Genomic DNA, 18,476 nt, shown 5'->3' on the forward strand with positions numbered 1-18,476 from the left:
TGGTGAGTGCGTCCGCCAGATTCGTGCAGGTCTGCATCGTGGCTCGGGCGGCGTCGTCGTAGGCTTTGCCCCACTGCCCGCAGCCCGCCGTGTCGCCGGCCATCCCCGCACATTCACCCTTGACGGCATCGTGGACCGGCTTGTCGGCCGTGCGCAAGTCCGCGGCAAGGGCGTGACACTTCTTGGCAGCGTCGTAATAGATCTGCCAGTTGATAACCAGTTCACCCATGGCGGTTCATGCCTGATTGAACATCTTGTAGTTGGTATCGACAGCGCGGGTGTAGCGCGCATGCGCCACTTTGGCGGCATCACTCATGTCACGCACACCCTCGACGAATTCGCGTGCGCCAGTGACCCATTGGGTGTGGGCCTCGGAATATGCCTGGGCGGCAACGCCTTCCCATCCACCGCCAACCACAGTGGCAACCCTGTTATCGATCTCGTCGAGATGGTCGCTGATGAACCCGGCCAGGCCCGACAGTCGGGCAACGATCTCATCGAGATGATCCAGATCGACCGAGAACTCAGAGCTCATGGCAGATCCAAACTCGAGGTGTTCAGCACGGCGGCGTTGCTCTCGTCGCGGGCCTGGTAAGTGTCGGCAGTGATGCCTAACTTTTCCGCCATTTCGGTCAACGCGGTCATGATCTGGGATCCACCGTCACGGACGTCGGTCCACCCCTCGGAGAACTCCGCAGCCGCATCGCCGGTCCAGCTGCCATCGGTCAATGAAGCGACGTTTTCGGCGACGGAGCCCCGAGCGGTTCGCAGTGCCTCGGCCAACTCGTAGACATACCCGCCGACCTCACGCACCTCCTCGGGTACTACCGAAAGATTGAGGCCAGAGGCCGACGTCCCCCCATCACTCATGACGCGCATCCTAACGGACCCCCGCTGGGGCATCCCATGGAGCAAGCGGACGACGTTGCCAGACCATCAGCGCCTTCTGACCTGGAACTTGCGACCGGCGGCGATCGAATCCGGGCCGCCACTACCTGAATAGTTGCGAAAATCGCCACTCTCGTGTCAGGATAGTCACCACAACACCACGGGGTGACCAGAAACCGCCTCGACGAGCTTCGGCAGACACAGATCTGCGGTTGCGGGAAACAGCTTCTCGCAACACACATGGTCGGCACCCAACGGGGTCGCCGCAAAATTCCACACCTTCGAACCCACGCATCGCCAGCACTGCCCCCTTCAGTGCCGATGACACCTGCGCCGGAACCGGCTGTGCGACATCGGAATCAACCATCGCAAGCCCCTGTGGCAGAAAATTGGAGGAAATCGCAAATGTTCGGATATCGCGGTTCCAGCCTCGCCTGGACTCGACGCACTCGGTCAGCGCACCTGCGCCGCACCACAATTGGGCCGTCGGTCGCCACCATCGCTCTGCTGATGGCGACATTGTCGGCGTGCGATGCCGACAACGACCGCACGGCGACAACGCCATCCACGACACGGTCGGTCCAATCTACGACGACCACCGCTGCACCGAAGCCGGTATTCCAGCCGACACCCGACCAGATCTTGCTGTCCCTGACGACTGTCAAGAAGAGCTGCTTCGGCTCGGCCGGGTGCAATGTCAAGGTCCACGTCGACCCGAAGTTCCTGTTCCAACAGGAGATCCCGGCTGGAAAGAAGTGGACGGTGATCTACGAGATCCGTGGCGGTGAGGACGGTCCGAAGATCAACAACTTCACGTTCACCCGCGGCGATTCCGCCGACAAGGTCAGCTACCGGATCGCCGACGAGGAAAGCATCGGTACCACCGGACCGAACGACCAGCTCACGGTCTCGGTCACCGACATCCTCGCCAGCGGTGCTGCCTGAATTCACCACAACCCGAAGGAATCACGACCATCATGTCCAACCCACAGGGACCTCAGCAGCCTTCCACCAGCCAGCCGCAGGCGCCGTTCTACCCGTGCCCGCCCCAGCAGAAGCGGCGCATCTGGCCCTGGGTGCTGGGCGGCTTCTTCGCATGCATCGTCCTGATGTTCGGCGGCTGTGCCTTGCTGATCGGTAGTGCCGCACATGAAGTGGCGAAACAAGACGACGAGCGCACGGTCGCCGCGCCCGTCGGTGCCACAGTGCGAGACGGCAAGTTCAGCTTTGTCGTCACCCAGGTAGATGCGCCAGTCAAGACCGTGGGCGACAACCAGTTTTCGAGGCAGCAGGCCCAGGGCGAATACATCCTGGTGTACATCGACGTCACCAACACCGCCGACAGACCGCAGACCTACTTCGGCGACAACCAGAAGCTCGTCGACGACTCCGGGCGCTTATTCGGCAACGACACCCGCGCCGAGATGAACCTTAACGATCACCTGATGTCGGAGATCAACCCCGGCAACAAGATCTCGGTGATCCTCGCGTTCGACGTCCCCGAAGGCACCGCGCCTGCCGCGATCGAGTTTCACGACTCGATGTTCTCCGGTGGCGCCCGCGTCGCCATCATGTGAGTCCGCCTCCTTACTGCACGTTTCCCATCCGACATCACTTCTACTGCAACGAAAGTCGCGCTGATGAAAATCTCGATCACCACTGGAATCCTGCTGACCTGTATCGCCGGCGCCACCGCAGCCGCCAGTCCGGCCCACGCCGAGGCACCACGCTGGACGGCTGTAGCGGTGTCCACTAGCAACGGCCTGCTGAACAGCGCATACGACTACCCGGACCTTGAAGAGGCGAAGAACGTCGCGATCACCAACTGCGACCGTCGGATCCCGCCGGCCACCGGATCGAGTGCGCCAGTGCACGACTGCCGCATCGTGCTGACCTTTGCCAGCGGACAGTGCGGCGCCGTCGCAGCGGGAGACCGGACCTACGACGGCAAGACAGTCGGCCGCATCTACTCCTACTCGGTCGGCAACAGTCTCACCGAGGCCGACTTCGACGCCGTACTGAAGAACGCCGGACGCGGCGCCACCATCTGGTGGTCCCAGTGCCAGCGGTGAGCTGGCTTGCTCACACCGGCGTGTTCGAAGCCCACGTAACCGCGTCGACCACCCACCAACCCAACGTCACCGAGGAGACGCCATGACCATTTCCATCGACCATCGCCTGCTCTCGAGACCGCAGGACTCCAGCACCTACCTGGCCCTGAAAACGATCCAGGGAGGGCGCGACGTGTACTCCACCCGTGTTCCGCTGCTCGACCTGCCGACGATCCTGCCGGTGCCCGATCCGAACAACGTCGACAAGGATAACCGCAAGGTAGATCGCCTGCACGCCAAACAGTTCGGTCAGTACCTCGACGCCAAGCAGGACTGGGTCGCGCCAACGCTGCTCGCGCGGGACGGTGGTGGCTGCGTCTTCACCAAGGCCGATGAAGAGGGCCGGGTCGGCTACCTCACCGTGCCGTGGGCGATCGGCGGCATCGCCACCCTGCGGACCATCGATGGGCAGCACCGGGTCCTCGGCGTCTCGATCGAGAAGCAGCGCATCACCGACGGCATCTCCGTTATCGACCGTGAACTTGCCCGCAAGGTCAGCGTCGACCGGGCCGCCAAACTCCAGGCCGAGCGCGACAAGCTGGTGCGGCAGATGAATCGTCTGAAGCAGGAATACGTCGGCATCGACATCTATGTCGAACCTGATCCGATCAAAGCCCAACAGATGTTCGTCGATGTCGCCGACAATGCCAAGGGCATCAGCAGTGCAGTTCGGGCCCGGTTCGACAACTACAAGGTCGCCAACCGCACGCTGTCCGACGTCATCGACCACCCGCTGTTGAAGGGCCGCGTCGATGCCGAACAGGACCGGATGACCCTGAAGAACCCGAACCTGATGGGCGCCAAGCACGTCGCCGACATCACCCGCGCGGTGGTTGCCGGTGCCGGTGGCCGGATCAGCAAGAAGGCCGAGCAGACGCTGACCGACGGCGAGGTCATCGAACAAGTCAAGGACTTCCTCGACGCCATGTCCATCTCATTCACCGATCTCGCGGCCATCACCGAAGAGGACCCGGGGGCGGCGCGCGGCGCCGGTGAATCGCTCTCGCAGCAGCTGCGCCGCACTTCGCTGCTCGGATCAGTCGGTATGTGGCGGGTACTGGGTGGGGTGTTCCGGGAACTGCGCAACAGTGATTCACCCGCCGAATTCGGCGACATCACCGAGTTCTTCAAGCGCCTCGACCCCCACATGGCGGCACCGGTCACCGAAACCAGTCTTTGGCGTACCACAGCAGCCGATGTCGACTTCGAGCCGAATGCATCGGCCCCGATTATGCGGACCCAGAACATCGTTCACCTGGTTGGTGTGATCGCAGGGTGGTACCGGAAGGCTCCTGCCGAGTTGTAAGGCGTTGCCCCTCGACTGAACTCGACCTCGGTTCTCGCTCGGCCTGGCGGCCGGGCGTGATCCGGTTCGGATTGGGAGGATCGGGGAAAGTCGCTGCTGATCAGCAGCTTTCGGGCGAACTTGAAGGCTAGGCCGTCGGCGGAACGTGAAAACTGATCATTACTTTGGCATTTGTTGCTGATACCAGCGTCGACAATAACCATCTCTTCGTGCCGCACATGTCACGATTGCTTATCGAGCGCCGATGAGAAGATCAGTGCTCGACCAGGGGGCCACCCTGCCCGACCCGGGTGGAATGAGTTCGACGTACGCGGAGGAAGATGTGACGCACACGCAGCTGTGGGAGGACAGTACGGCGGCTGACTCGGGATTCACGGTGCAGGTGTTGACCCAACCCGCGATCAATCTTGCGCTCGTCCACAACAACGTCCCGCTGATCGCCGGAGTTCGCGTCACGAATACGACGGGGTCAGCCGCAGTCGACGTCACGGTGACGGTTCGATTGCACGGCAACGGCGCCGAACTCGCGCCTGCCTGGACCCGCACGCATGATGGGGAGCTCGCCGATGGAGCAGACGTATTCTGGGACGATTTCCCCGGTTTCGCCCCGCAGACCTCGTACCTTCGCGGTCTGGACGAAAGCCACCCCGCGAGCGTCAGCGTTACCGTCAGCCGGATATGGGGCCAGGATGTTCATCTCACACTTCCGATAAAAGTCCTCGCCCACAACGAATGGTTCAACGCGCCCATCTTCTACGATTCCCTGGCGGCCTTCGTCCAGCCGAACACCCGATCGGTGCAGTCGGTGCTCAACGGCGCCGCCGAACTGCTGCGATCGAGTACCGGTGATTCCTCGATCAGCGGCTACCAAGCGGGCGAGGAGCGCGCCGCATTCATCGCCGCAGCCATCTACGAGACGCTTCGTGCCAAGCGCATTCGCTACATCACTCCCCCCGCCTCGTTCGAGGCGACCGGACAGAAGATCCGTACCAGCGCACAGGTTTTGGAGCAGCGCTTCGGCACTTGCATCGACCTGTCGCTGACCTATGCGGCGTGCCTGGAAGCCGCGGGGCTGCGCCCGCTGGTGTGGTTGCTGGACGACCACGCGTTCGCCGGCTTCCTCAGCAAGGAAATGTCCCTGTCCCACCCTTCACTGACCGAGCAGAACGCCTTGGTCAACCTCGTCGAATCCGGCGTCGCCGTACCCGTCGAAGCGGTGTACTACGACGAGTCGGCGAACGGATCCTTCAAGAATGCGGTCGGCCAGGGCCGCCGGCATTTCAGCACGCCAGAAAAATTGGCGGGTGTTGTCGGTATCACCGCCGCCAGAAAGAGTGGCGTGCTTCCGCTTCCGAGCACGGATGACATCGAGCTCGACCGCTTACCCGAGGCTACGACCGTGGGCCCAGTCCTCCTCGAGCTGCCCGCGGAACTGCGCAGCGAACCAGCAAACGAAAACGTCCTCGATGTCACCGACAACGCTCCGGCTCGGGTCCGCAAATGGAAGCGGGCTCTACTCGATCTGAGTACGCGCAATCGGCTGCTCAACCTCAAGCCGTCGGCACAAGTCATCGATTTGAATGTCCCCAGAGACTGCCTGCCGGTCCTGGACGACATCATTCACGAGGGAACTACCATTGCCCTGGTCCCACACGACGACCTGTCGTCGATCCACCAGCTCCAGGGCGCACGCCGCGCCGCCGAAATCGACCCGGAAATCCTGCACGCCTACCTATCGGACGACCATCAGATCTATGCTGCTGTCACCCACGAGACCTACGTTCGTCGCTTCAAGAATCTGTCTCGCACCGCACGCACTTTGCTCGAAGAGACGGGTAGCGCGAATCTCTATCTGACGCTCGGCGCGCTGATCCATCACACCTCCACCGGCGCCGAAGCCAGGGCCCCGCTCTTCCTGCTACCGGTGAAGATCATCGGTGGAACGGGGCGCACGCTGTACCAAATCATCGCGGACACGACCGAGGTCGCCACCCCCAACTACTGCTTGGTGGAGTGGCTGCGGCTCAAGCACCACGTGTCGATCGAAGCGCTGGAGTCGCCGAAGCGCGACCACAGCGGCCTCGATATCACCGCCGCGCTTCGTGGTATCCGGGCTGCCCTGGTGGAACACAACATCGACCTACGCATCGATGAGGTCGCAACGTTGGCGATCTGCCAGTTCGGCACCTTCGGAATGTGGAGGGATCTCAGCGATTGCTGGGATACGTTGGAGCAGAGCCCAATCGTCAGGTATTTGACCCATCACGCCGGGGAGTCGTTTCGCGATCCGCAGACCGACGGTGATATCGGGCTCGACCACATCGAGGTCGATGAAAGCGCTGTTCCGGTTCCCATCCCGGCCGATGGTTCGCAACTGCGTGCGATCGCGCTTGCTGCGGCAGGCCGGACGTTCGTCCTCGAAGGCCCTCCTGGAACCGGTAAGTCCCAGACGATCACCAACCTCGTCGCGCATGCTCTCAGCCTCGGGAAGACCGTGCTCTTCGTCGCGGAGAAACAGGCTGCCCTCGACGTGGTGAAGAAGCGCCTCGAAAAGATCGGACTGCAGAACTTCACCCTCGATCTACACGGCAAGAACCAGACGCCGAACGCCATCCGGAATCAGCTCAAAGCGGCGATCGACAATTCACTCCACTACAACGAGCGCACCTGGGAGATGCGCCTCGGGGAATACGGCGCACGCCTCGTGCCATTGTCCGACTACCCGGACAAGGTGCACCAACGCAACGGCGTCGACCAGTCGCTGTGGAGCGCGTTCGAGGAGCTCCTCGAAATCGGGGAGGGTTCGGTGGCGGACATTCCCATTTCGTATGTGACTCGCCCGCCTGTGAGCTGGGGAGAGGTGAAACAATCCCTTGAACTGTTCACAAGATCGGCTCGCCATCTGGACATCCGCCGTGACGCTGCGTGGTCGCTCGCTGGATCCGTCCCGCAGGGAGTCGGCGCGGACCAGATCCTCGCGGCTCTGCGACGCGCTGCCGACGCGTTGAGTGCGGACCGGACCAGTGAACAGGTCCGCGGGCTCCTGGAAAGCCTGGAAAACCCCGCACAAATCGGCCTTTTGCTTCCCGCCGCGCACCGCCAGCTCGGACATCGTGTCCCGGACGCGGCGACTCTTGCCTGGATGCGCGGTCCACAGTTCGCGTCGTCGCGCAGCGAATTGTTCGAGGAGATAGAGCAACTGCAGCAGAGCTGTGTTGCGATTCTGGCGACATTCACGCCTTTGTTCCTCGAATCCGGTGATCTCGATCGGTTCATCACCGAGGCCGAAGACAGCGGCAAGGGCATCTTCGGAAAAAAGAAGAGGGTCGAACAGTTCCAGCAGAACCTGGCTCCCTTCGCCCACCCCGATGTGGACCTGACCCCTGCCACGGTCCTCCCCCTCCTGCGTGCGATCCCGGACGTGCGGAAGGCGCTATCGCGGACGCAGGACCACGCCAAGGAACTCCTCGGCCACTGGACCCCGCCCCGGTGGAATCCTCTCTCAGCCAAAAGTGCTGACGACCTACGAACTGTCTCCGACTACGTTGCTGCCACCGTAGCGTTCGTCGACCACCATCCGGACGAATGGCGTCTGCTCGAATCGGTGGAATTCCTGTCGGAGAACGAGATACAGCTGCTCCAGGATGTGCACGATGCGTGGCTGCATGTTCGGTCGTGCCTCGGCACTTCCGACGACGACCTTTCGCGGTGGAAGAACGGTGACCACTGGTTGGCCGCTTGGGACCGCACGCACGCCGATCTCATCGAGGACGCAGAACATTTCGAAGCCCAGCGAATTCTCGGTTGGTCTCGTATGTCGGACCATCTCGCTCCGCTCCGTCGCGCTGGACTGAACATATTCGTCGAACAGCTCGTCACCGGTGTGATCCCCGCGAGCAAAGCGACCGGAGCCTTCATCCGGGGAACTGCGCAGAGATCGCTCGAGGAACGGCGTCGCTCGAAAGGTCTCGACAACTTCCTGTCGGATCTGCGCGATGGGGAGATCGACGACTTGGTGCGGGCTGCCGAGGCGCTGCGCGAGGAGCAGGTGAAGGCGCTGCCAGCCGCTCTGCTGCGCAGCCGACCTTTCACGGCGAATGCGCTCACCGGCGAGGTCGCGGAACTCCGGCGCTTGCTCGAGAGCAAACGCGGTGGTGCCAGCTTCCGGCAGCTGATGCTCCGGTACGCCGATCACATCCTTGCGGCAACACCGTGCGTCTTCGTCAGCCCGGCTTCGCTCGCGCAATTCATTCCACCGGGCTCGGCGACGTTCGACATCGTCGTATTCGACGAAGCGTCGCAGGTGACGGTGGCGCAGGCGATCGGCGCATTGGGCCGCGGTCGATCGGCAGTCATCGTGGGAGATTCTCAGCAGATGCCGCCGATATCCTTCGGCCAGGTCACCGCTGCCGATGACGACGAAGCAGACGAAGACGGCGAGCTCGCTCCCGACGACCTCGACAGCATCCTCACCGAGTGTGTCGAATCCGGTTTTCCTCGTCAGTGGTTGTCGTGGCATTACCGCAGTCAGGACGAATCCCTCATCCACTTCTCCAACCAGAAGTACTACGAGGGACGTCTCGCCAGCCTGCCGTCCCCGGGTGGCGATGTTACCGCCGGTGTCGAATGGCGCCGGGTGAACGGCCATTTCAACCGCGAGAGCCGTAAGGCGCTGCGCACGAATCGCATCGAGGCCGAAGCAGTCGTCGAGGAGATCCGTACGCGACTGGCTACGCCCCACCTGGCCGGGCAGAGCATCGGCGTCGTCACCTTCAACGTCCAGCAACGTGACTTGGTCCAGGATCTACTCGAAGAATGCGGCGATCCCCTCATCCGCGAGCAACTACGACCCGACGCTGAGGAAGGCATCTTCGTCAAGAACCTCGAGAACGTCCAGGGCGATGAGCGTGATGTCATCCTGTTCACCGCAGCGTTCTCCGCGAAGCCCGGTGAGTACCAGCTCCCCCTCAATTTCGGCCCGCTCAGCCGGACGGGCGGCGAGAAACGATTCAACGTGGCGATCACCAGAGCCCGCCGCAAGGTCATTGTTTTCACGTCGTTCGACCCGTCCGATATCGACCTGTCGCGGACCAAGTCGCTCGGCATGGCGCATCTGCGTGGGTACCTCGAGATGGCGGCGGACGAATCCGGTAACGGAGAGCGGACAAGATACGGCGCCATCGTCGATCCGATCCAGGTAGATCTGTGTGCAGAATTGCGGCAGCGCGGTTACGAGGTGGATGCGAATTACGGTCTGTCGGAATTCGTCCTCGACATCGTCGTCCGTGAACGGGGCTGCGATCACTGGCAGGTCGCGCTCATGCTCGATGGGCCGAGGTGGGCGCAGCGGCCTACAGTCGCCGACCGAGATCTGACACCGCGATTGTTGGAAACAATGATGCATTGGGGTTCATCGTTGCGGGTGTGGCTGCCCGAATGGATCGATGATCCCGGTGCCGTCCTAGACCGGATCGAGGCTGCCGTCGAGATCTCCCGCAGACGTCGACAGGCTTTCGAGGAGCAGCTCGAAGCGGCGGCCGCAGCACGGGCGGCGCAGATCGCAGAAGCCGAAGCCCAGGCGGCCCTCGACGAAGTCGTGGCCGAGGCCGACATCGATCAGGCGTTACCCGCAGACACCAAACCTGCCGAGATCCGTTCGGAGCCGATCGAATCGGCGCGCCTGGCAAATGTGGCGCCGACACTCACCTCCGATGCCGACACCCGCTCCGCCCCGCTGCCGGACTCCGCTTCTCGTGACTGGCACGGTAAGGGCGTCGCCTACCAGAATGCCCCGAGGACGATGCTCGGCGCTCGGGATGATCTCAACCGGACGAATTCACAGTCGATCCGGCGGATCATCACCAATGCTGTACGAGTGACCGTCGACATGGAAGGCCCGATCGAGCTGGACAGGCTCGCCCGTGCCATCGGCGGGCGCTTCGGCTATGACCGAGTTCCCGCTATACGCAAGGATTTCATCACCGACTGCATCCCCGCCGAGCTTGTGCACAAGTGCCCACTAGGAACGTTTGTCTGGCCCCACCAGATCGATCGCACGACGTGGAGGGGCTATCGCGCCACCCCTGCCGATCTCGGTCGGCCGTTTAACGAGATCGCTCCCGAGGAGATCATCAACGCGATGAACGCCGTGTGCGCCGGGCGAGAGCTCGACGAGGAATCCCTGATGCGTGCGACCCTGGCGGTGTTCAATCAAGGCCGCCTCCGAGGCTCGAGTCGAAACCGGCTGGAAGCGTGCATAGATCTGGCTGTACAGAACGGCCGTTTGATTCGTATCAATTCCCTGTTGCGCGCCGGGGCTTGACGCCGATACGACGTCGAGAACCTTCTGGCCACCACGAACGGAGTACGACGACCATGGCTCATTGGTCATCGGGCTATGCCGACTTCCACGAGGAGATCTGGGCGCCGCCACCGGAACCCCCTCGGCCGCTGCGACTGCCGTGCGCGGAGTGCGGTGCCACCTTCCCGGAGCTAAACGCGTTGCGCGAACACGTCTTCAGCAGCCACCCCGTCGCTCGGCCGGTTCTCGTGTACCGCGGTGTGGTGTGCGGTAATACACGGCTTCTCGTACAGCGGCGCACTGCACCGATCGACTGGGCGATCTCCCAGTGCACGTGGGCACGCCTCGATGGCACCACGGTCGATCCGGCCGAGCTCGGTACCCGGCTGTCCGCGGCAAGCGGCGTCGCCGCAGTGCAGATCGGCAATGAGAGATCGGATCGCACATACGAGTTCGACTTCTCGATCGCCTCGGAAGAGGATCTGCACGGCGTCGACACCGCCGTCGAAGAACTACTCGCCACCGGCGACATCACCTCGAACGCGATCAGTGCCTTCTGCGACCGGGCGCTGGCCTTCGAAACCGCGCGCAACTACACCGGCGGCATCGCCGAATACCTGTATTGGCAGGCGGGCCGACGAACCGGTGTGGACCCGGCCACGGCCGTCCGATATCGCGAGAAACTCAATCGTGCTGCGTACCTGCTGGGCGATGCGCATCGGCCGGTCGCCCGTGCCATCACCAGCGTGATTTCCTTCCACTTCAACCATTTCGACGAAGCCGAGCACCGGGCGTTGAGCCCTCGGCTGCGTGACGTTTCCGACCGTCTGGCACGAATGTGGGCGACGAAAACGAGCACTGTCGACCCGGGCCGGATCACCGGCGAGCTCGCACACCTCGAGCAACTGTTGATGGACGACTACACGGCTGCCCTCGTGGAGTTGTGCAGCCAGCCCCTCGATGCCGTTGCGAGCGACGCGGTCACAAGCTTCGACTATCGCAGCGCCGAATCCTATGACCGTGTCAAGGCAATGCTGTTCATCGCAGAGCATCACATCGCCACCGGCGACCCCTGCGCTGTGACCGCCGTGCAGGAAGCCAGTCAGAATGGTTTGCCCGAGCAGTGGGTGGACTCACGGCTGGATCTCACTACCAACGAAGGATTGACGTGGCAGACGGCAGCAGAAGCGGCCACCGCAAGGAGCGGGAAAACAGCCGGGGCGCTGCCACAGGCGGAACCGGCGGCGAAAACCGCTACAACAAGCCGAGATCCACGAAGAGCTCCGGCGAGACCCCGCACCGAGGCCCGAAAGCTGGCGGGCCCAACACTGAAGGCATACGCGGCCGCCGCGATACCGAGCGATTCCGCGATGACCGCGACCACACTGGCGAGCGTCCGCCCCGAGAAGGCAGACCTAACGGACGGGGCACCGACTACCGACCTCCCCTCCAGCACGACAGCGCAAGCGACGAGCAACGGCCCGGCGACTTCCAGCGGCGCCCGCACACCACGAAAGCACCGGCTCGCCGCCACAACCCCGACTCCGGCGACCCTCGCCGCACAGGCGCTCCCTCGGAAGGGAGCGGCTTCGGTCACCGGGACATCGGGCACCGCGAACCCGGTTCCGCAGGTGTCCGACACTCCACCGTGGGAGACACGCAGCGCGATGTCGAGCAGCAACGAAGCTTCGGCAAACGGCGCGCCCGCAGACGACGAAAAAGAGCAGAAGAAGTTGTGGCGGCGACTGTTCCACCGACGACGGAGGTAGAACGCACCATGTCCGACACTCCGACGAGCGCGACCACCCCGGCCATCGAGACGGCGAAGACCACCGATGCCACTACCGAGAACAATGCACCCAATCCGACCGAATCCGTCGAGGATGCGGACACGGCGCAAGAGAACTCGGCCACGGTCCATGCCGTAGCGGCCGCGGACGGGCTCGCAAGCGCGGAAGGGCCCGATAGCGGCGAAGTGCGCGCAGTGTCGGTCAGTCCGACGAGCGCGACCGCTTCTGCAATCGAGACGGCGAAGACCACCGATAACAATGCACCCGAACCGACCGAATCCGTCGAGGATGCGGACACGGCGCAAGAGAACTCGGCCACAGTCCACGCCGTAGCAGCCGCGGACGAGCTCACTGGTACGGAAGAACCCGGTAGCGAGGAAGAGCGCACGGAGGAAAACTCTTCCGACGCAGCATCTGCCGCTGACACAGAAAACGGCTCGAGCTCCGACGACACGAGTGTGCCTGCCGAGCCTGCGGCGACCGAAGATCCACCCATCGCCACCGGTGCGGAGGAGCCCAGCGCGAACGCCGATTCCGAGTATGAGCCGGTTCCGTCGCCCACCCCTGCGTCCGAACCAGTTTCCGCCGCGCCGGCGCCATTGACGATCGACCAGGTTCAGTCGTTCGCCGATTTCCTCCACTACCTACGCTGTCTCGACCAGGACCTCAAACCGGCCGAACTGGCGAAGAGCTCCTCGGCCAGGATCGCCCTGGCGAAGCCGGTCGAACTCCAGGATTTCGACGAGCTGATCGCCGATGTCGCGGCACGCGACACAAGGCTCGCCACCGCGTTGGCGCTAATGCTGACCGCTGACAAGTCCGATCTTCGTGGTACCGCACGTCAGAACGTCACTGCGCTGGCCGCACGGGTCCTGCAGCGGCATCCGGTATTCGTTGAAGATGCCACTTTTGGGGCGCGGCTAACCCGGCTCGTCGCTGGTGACGCCGAGAAGGAGACACTGCGGCTGTCGATCGTGCGGATGCAGAATCTGCTCAGCCAGGATTTCGACGGCAAGACGTCCTTGAAAAGTCCTGCGCTGCAGAGCTTGTCCGACAATGCGGCACACACTCTCGTGCTTATCACGGCCTCGGCGGCGAACTGGGATCTCGCCGACTGTGCCGCCGCGTTCGCGGACACCATCTGGGGAGGCGGTGAGTCGTTCGCCGAGTCCACGGCCGGCCGCGAGAAGATGGCCGCTCTCCCGAAGACTGCGCGCAAAACGGCTGCGCTAGTCATCCAGTCCGTACGTCGTAGGCTGCAGGCCGTCGAAGCCGACCGTGACCAGACGACCCATCGCCTGCATGCGGCGCAAGCAGAGATCCAGCGAACCGCGGCAGAGCTGGCCGCAGTCCGGGCCCGAGCTGCCGAGTTGGAGACCAAACTGGCGAAGGTTCAGGTCGCGCTCCAGCAGGAAGTCGGCGCTCGGCGCAGCGAGCGTATAGGCGCGACATCGGATTTCGAGACGATGCGTATCAACACCTCGCGGGTCATATCGCAGCAGGTCGAATCGCTCGAAGACGCTCTCGCCGCGCTCGAATACGGGGAGACGCAGATGACCGACCAATTTGTCAGACGCGCGGTCAAGTATCTGCAGCGAAGTTTGGCCACTCTACAACCGCGTTCCTCGACGGACGCGCAAGGAGAACAGCAATGACCGTCGTAGGGTTCGACTTCGGCACTACCAATAGCCTCGTCTCGTACGTCGATGACGAGAAGGTTATCGACTTTCTCGACAACAACGGCCGACCGGTGCCCTCGGTCGTCAAGTACGAGGGCGTCCGGAAAGTTGTCGGGCAAGCCGCCAAGGATGAACTCGACGCCGGTGGCCTCGGCGTGCACGGCAGTTTCGTCAAGTCGCCCAAGACTTACCTCGGTGAGGAGACGATCAGCGTCGACGGTGTCGAACGCAGTCCCGTCGACATCACCTATGACGTCATCGAGCATGCGCGACGACGCGCACTGGACTCACCCTTCAACGCCGGTCTTCTGTCCGAGATCACGGCCGCCGTCGCCACCATCCCCGTCGATATGAACGGGCGTCGTCGCCGAGCGCTGCGCGAGGCCTACGCCCGCGCCGGCATTCGCGTGGTCCAGTTCGTCCATGAGCCGTTCGCCGCGCTCTACGGCCATTTCCGGCCGCGAGTCGGCACCGATTTCGTACAGCGTTTCGACCGCAAAAACGTCCTGGTTGTGGACTGGGGCGGCGGCACGCTGGACCTCACGCTGTGCCGGATGATGGGCGGTCGCATGGTCCAGCTGCAGAACGCGGGCACGGGGGAACTCGGCGGTGACGTCTTCGACGACACTTTGCGGAACTGGATTCTCACTCAGACGACCGACGCATCAGTCGATATCGACCCCGACCGTCGCCGCCAGCTCCGTCACAAATGCGAGGAGCTGAAGATCTATCTGTCGGAGTCGGATTCGCAGCCCCTTATTATCCGCAACTTCCATCCCGGCACCGGTGCTCCACTGATCCATCAGCTGACACGAGCTGAGCTGGAGACGATTGCGAAACCGCTGATCGACCGCGCTATGGACCATATCGTTTCACTGCTCGACGCCGCTCACGTGAGCGATTCACAGGTGGCTATGTGCCTGGTGACCGGCGGCATGTCACGGATGCCTGCGATCTCGTCCCGGCTGCGGGAGTTCTTCGGCGCGCACCGGGTTGAGGTGTCGCAGAACAGCGCAACGTTGATCGCTCAGGGTGCTGCGTGGATCGCCTTCGACCGGCAGCAATTGGAGTTGGCCAAGGACATCGAGGTCCGTTTGGCCCGAGGCTCGTACTATCGGCTCCTCAAGGCCGGCACCCGCATTCCCTTCGAGGGCGAGGAACTCTCGGACGAGTCGCTGGAAATGTACTGCGCCGACCCTCGCGACGGCCACGCGAAGTTCCAGTTCTGCACGCCAACCCGGCCCGGCTCGGACACCCAGCGGTCGGATCCCCGTGACGACCTCGAAACACTCAGCCTTACAGTCGACACCGCCGCACGGCCCTTCATCGAGCGCCTGACACTGAACACGACCCTCGACCCCGACGGCGTCGTCCATGTCACGGCGAAGTCGGACCTGCGCGGTGATCATGAGAGAAAGTCGCTGCACGATGTGCAGTTCGGCATCTCGCTGGGTTCGAGTAAGACGAACGCGGGTGTCGCAGACGACCTTGGTCCGCCGCTCGAGCAGGAGGCCACCGAAATTGGTAGCGTCGTCGTGCGGTCGAACATCGCCGACAAGAAGGACGACTACTACGTGCCCGGCGAACTGCTCTACACCTACAAGCCGACCTATTTCAGCCGGGCGCTGCACCCGCCCGAAATCCAGGTCGACGAACGCTTGTACTACCAGCCGTGCGCGATCTGTCGACGTCGGGCGAACGACCCCGAGTGCCGGTGCGGATCGCGCTGATACTCCAGCCGCCTTCGCTGGCAGCAAGCCCTTTTGGGCGCGGTGTTGATGTCTTCGCCGCCAGGTCGACCCGCGGCGCACCGAGGCGAGGTTCGGAATCGGCATGATCTGGTGCGCCAGGAGACCCTTGATTTCATCGAGCATGAGTGGAATGAAGTAGCTGCCAATGCTTTTGGGATATAGCGGCGGTGACGGCGAGGTAGGTGTGCGCCAGCATGGATTGCGCCCATGTCGCCCAGTTCTCGCCGACCGGCTCGACGGGAACAGTCACCGTCTAGTGGTGCGCAATGGTTACCACGCCGAGCAGGAAGTCCTCACCGCTGCGGGCTCGGTGAAAGTGAAGGCGCCGCGCGTGAACGACAAATGGGTCGATTCGGAAACCGGTGAGCGGCAACAGTTTTGCTCCGCGAGCCTGCCCGGCTGGGCGCGGAAGTCGCCGCAGGGGTCTTGTCGGACGTGGCCAGTACGAATAGCCTCTGAGCACAGCCAGCTTTGCTGCTGTGCTGTCCATCCCGCGAGATGTCAAGCCGCCGAGAACCTCGACCCAGATCTGGTGCGTTGACGGCGAAATAGACGGAGGCGGTTCAGTCGCAACGCCAGTGGAGGAAGGACTGTGCCAGCAGGTTGAACTCAATCATTCGGGTCGCTCTCATTGACGACCACGACGTAATCCACGAGGGTATCTCCAGTTGGTGCGCGATGGCTGATCCGCCCATCCGCGTCGTCGGTGAATACCAATCGCCGACGGAGTTCACCGATGACGCGGGCTCCGTCGATGTGGTCATCCTGGACCTGCAGTTCGGCAACGATACGCCCCACCTGCGTTCGGTGACGGACCTGTGCGATCGGGGGCATCGAGTCGTGATCTACAGCCAGCACACCGACGCGCGTCTCGTCGGCAACTGCCTGGAGGCGGGGGTTGCCAGCTATGTGGCGAAAACCGAAGGACGCGAACCACTTTTGAAAGCGGTCCGCGCTGCGGCCAGTGCGCAGCTGCATATGACATTGACGATGGCCAACGCGATGTCGTTGGTGTCGATGCCGGTGCGTCCGCGACTGTCCGCACGCGAGCAACAGGTTCTTCTGCTCTGGTTCCAGTCGGGATCGAAATCCCTTGTTGCCGAGCAGTTGTACCTTTCCGAAAGCGCCGTCGAAACCTACATCGCCCGCGTTCGTGCCAAATACGCGGCGGTCGGACGGCCCGCGAGTACGAAGGCCGCGCTCGTGACGCGCGCCATCCAGGACGGCATCGTGAGTCCCAACGAACTGCCATGAACGGTTCCGCCGGTGGTGCGGTCGAGCCGCATCCGATGACGGCCAGGCTCGCCGATGAGATCGGTGTGTCGGCATTGCTGCTGCGGCATCTGCCATTCCTATTGGCTGCGGTCATCTACCCCCTGCAGCCAGTGCACACTCACGTGGGATTACTGCTCAACACCGGATTCGGGAGTTGGTCGGTATTTCGGCTCTGGACCCGGCGCCGCGGACGCGGTTGGATTCTCGCCGACGTCATCGCGGTCCTCACCTACCTGGTGTGCACCCCGTTCGTCGTCGCCAGTTCCGAACTTTCGGACCCGAACACCCCGAACGCCGCGCAGATCGTCGCCGGACAATCCGCCATATCGACGGGGATCGGCATCATCGGCGCCGCGGGTGCGGCCACGATCATCGCTACCGGGCTCGCATGCCTGCTCGGCTACACCCTCGATGGCCTAGCCCATCCGTTCTCGGTGCTCTCGATCTATTTTCTCGCAGTTCAATGGGTGCTGGCGGTTGTGTTGCGCCACTTGGTAATTCGGGTCGCCCGTGCCGTCGATGACGAGGAAGACCGCCTCCACGACGGGCAACTCGCGGCGGCGGTGGCCGACGAGCTCTACAGCTATGACTGCGAGCAACGGCGGCTTCTGCACGACACCGCCACCGCGACCTTGCTGATGGTTGGTCACGATGCGGCGTCCGACACCGACCGGCTGGCTCGCCAAGCCGAGCGCGACCTGGCCGCTCTGGCCCGCAGCCCCGCGCCTGACGATCACAGCGACGTCGAGCTTACCGATGCCCTGGCGCCGATCTGCGCCGAACCAGTACTGCCCGTTGACTTTCGCAGTGCGCCGGTACTCGTCGATCACCGCACAGCGCACGCACTGACCGCGGCGACACGGGAAGCGCTGACCAATGTGGAACGCCACGCTAATGCGACCACCGTCATCGTCACCGTCGAACCGGGGCGACTCACCGTCACAGACAACGGCACCGGGCTCGCCGCCCTCGCCGACAGCGCCTGCGGGCATCACGGCGTACGGCAGTCGATCATCGCGCGAATGCGCGATGTCGGCGGTGACGCCACCCTCGACTCTTCGGCCGCCGGTACCACCGTTACGCTATCCTGGCCACCGGCAACACCACGCCAGATCTCGACAACGGACCCATCGCGCACAGCCGAAAAGATCGCCCGGTTTCGCAACAGCTACGGGTACGGCCTGGTCGCTATCTCGATCACCCTCACAATCACCGCGATCGCGCGGATGCCGTTCATCCATCCGCCACACCTCCCCACGCAACTGGCGTTGGTGATCCTGCATCTGGTGTGCGGGTGTGTCGCCGCACTGAACATACGATGGAGAATCCCTTGGCCAGGTTTCGTCGTCGCAGCGGTGATCGCCATCGCCCCGGT

Annotated in this window: 11 protein-coding genes and 1 pseudogene; 10 read left to right on the top strand and 2 right to left on the bottom strand. The window is 63.2% G+C overall.

Annotated elements, in window-relative coordinates:
• Window positions 1-235: 235 nt before the first annotated feature.
• Both ACW2Q0_RS23485 and ACW2Q0_RS23490 read right to left on the bottom strand, forming a co-directional pair.
• Window positions 236-535 (bottom strand): WXG100 family type VII secretion target, encoded by a 300-nt coding sequence (locus ACW2Q0_RS23485; protein ID WP_457193056.1) that lies wholly within the window; start codon window positions 533-535, stop codon window positions 236-238.
• Window positions 532-870 (bottom strand): ESX-1 secretion-associated protein, encoded by a 339-nt coding sequence (locus tag ACW2Q0_RS23490; RefSeq protein ID WP_457193057.1) that lies wholly within the window; start codon window positions 868-870, stop codon window positions 532-534. Before ACW2Q0_RS23490 ends, ACW2Q0_RS23485 begins: the two co-directional genes overlap by 4 nt.
• Before the next feature lie 423 nt (window positions 871-1,293).
• Between ACW2Q0_RS23490 and ACW2Q0_RS23495 the strand changes: the two genes are divergently transcribed.
• The 10 genes and pseudogenes from ACW2Q0_RS23495 to ACW2Q0_RS23540 form a co-directional block, all read left to right on the top strand.
• Window positions 1,294-1,833, top strand: a complete 540-nt coding sequence (locus ACW2Q0_RS23495) for a hypothetical protein (protein ID WP_457193058.1) — start codon at window positions 1,294-1,296, stop codon at window positions 1,831-1,833.
• A gap of 32 nt (window positions 1,834-1,865) precedes the next feature.
• A complete protein-coding gene (locus ACW2Q0_RS23500) occupies window positions 1,866-2,465 on the top strand; it encodes a DUF4352 domain-containing protein (protein ID WP_457193059.1) in 600 nt (199 codons plus the stop codon).
• A 63-nt stretch (window positions 2,466-2,528) separates the two neighbouring features.
• The gene (locus ACW2Q0_RS23505) at window positions 2,529-2,960 is read left to right on the top strand and encodes a DUF4189 domain-containing protein (protein WP_457193060.1); all 432 of its coding nucleotides are present in this window, start codon (window positions 2,529-2,531) and stop codon (window positions 2,958-2,960) included.
• Window positions 2,961-3,042: 82 nt separating this feature from the next.
• A complete protein-coding gene (locus ACW2Q0_RS23510) occupies window positions 3,043-4,305 on the top strand; it encodes a DNA sulfur modification protein DndB (RefSeq protein WP_457193061.1) in 1,263 nt (420 codons plus the stop codon).
• Window positions 4,306-4,600: 295 nt separating this feature from the next.
• Window positions 4,601-10,627: a DUF4011 domain-containing protein gene (locus tag ACW2Q0_RS23515; RefSeq protein ID WP_457193062.1), complete on the top strand. Its 6,027-nt coding sequence runs from the start codon at window positions 4,601-4,603 to the stop codon at window positions 10,625-10,627.
• Between the two features lie 1,627 nt (window positions 10,628-12,254).
• Entirely contained in the window at window positions 12,255-14,051 is a 1,797-nt protein-coding gene (locus tag ACW2Q0_RS23520) for a hypothetical protein (RefSeq protein ID WP_457193063.1), read from the top strand.
• Complete coding sequence (locus ACW2Q0_RS23525) at window positions 14,048-15,805, top strand: Hsp70 family protein (RefSeq protein ID WP_457193064.1); 1,758 nt, start codon at window positions 14,048-14,050, stop codon at window positions 15,803-15,805. The genes ACW2Q0_RS23520 and ACW2Q0_RS23525 overlap by 4 nt, the downstream gene beginning before the upstream one ends.
• A gap of 244 nt (window positions 15,806-16,049) precedes the next feature.
• Window positions 16,050-16,247, top strand: a pseudogene (locus tag ACW2Q0_RS23530) (IS256 family transposase); the annotation flags it as partial.
• A 182-nt stretch (window positions 16,248-16,429) separates the two neighbouring features.
• A complete protein-coding gene (locus ACW2Q0_RS23535; RefSeq protein WP_457193065.1) occupies window positions 16,430-17,080 on the top strand; it encodes a response regulator in 651 nt (216 codons plus the stop codon).
• The coding region (locus tag ACW2Q0_RS23540) for a sensor histidine kinase (RefSeq protein ID WP_457193066.1) at window positions 17,077-18,476 on the top strand (1,400 nt) is incomplete at its 3' end. The genes ACW2Q0_RS23535 and ACW2Q0_RS23540, both read left to right, overlap by 4 nt.

The organism is Nocardia citri (genome assembly GCF_054065835.1).

Bases quoted from the DNA above. Each gene is read 5' to 3' on its own strand.
- ACW2Q0_RS23485 (WP_457193056.1), bottom strand. From the start codon at position 535: ATGAGCTCTGAGTTCTCGGTCGATCTGGATCATCTCGATGAGATCGTT.
- ACW2Q0_RS23510 (WP_457193061.1), top strand. From the start codon at position 3,043: ATGACCATTTCCATCGACCATCGCCTGCTCTCGAGACCGCAGGACTCC.
- ACW2Q0_RS23525 (WP_457193064.1), top strand. From the start codon at position 14,048: ATGACCGTCGTAGGGTTCGACTTCGGCACTACCAATAGCCTCGTCTCG.
- ACW2Q0_RS23505 (WP_457193060.1), top strand. From the start codon at position 2,529: ATGAAAATCTCGATCACCACTGGAATCCTGCTGACCTGTATCGCCGGC.
- ACW2Q0_RS23515 (WP_457193062.1), top strand. From the start codon at position 4,601: ATGAGTTCGACGTACGCGGAGGAAGATGTGACGCACACGCAGCTGTGG.
- ACW2Q0_RS23500 (WP_457193059.1), top strand. From the start codon at position 1,866: ATGTCCAACCCACAGGGACCTCAGCAGCCTTCCACCAGCCAGCCGCAG.
- ACW2Q0_RS23490 (WP_457193057.1), bottom strand. From the start codon at position 870: ATGAGTGATGGGGGGACGTCGGCCTCTGGCCTCAATCTTTCGGTAGTA.
- ACW2Q0_RS23495 (WP_457193058.1), top strand. From the start codon at position 1,294: ATGTTCGGATATCGCGGTTCCAGCCTCGCCTGGACTCGACGCACTCGG.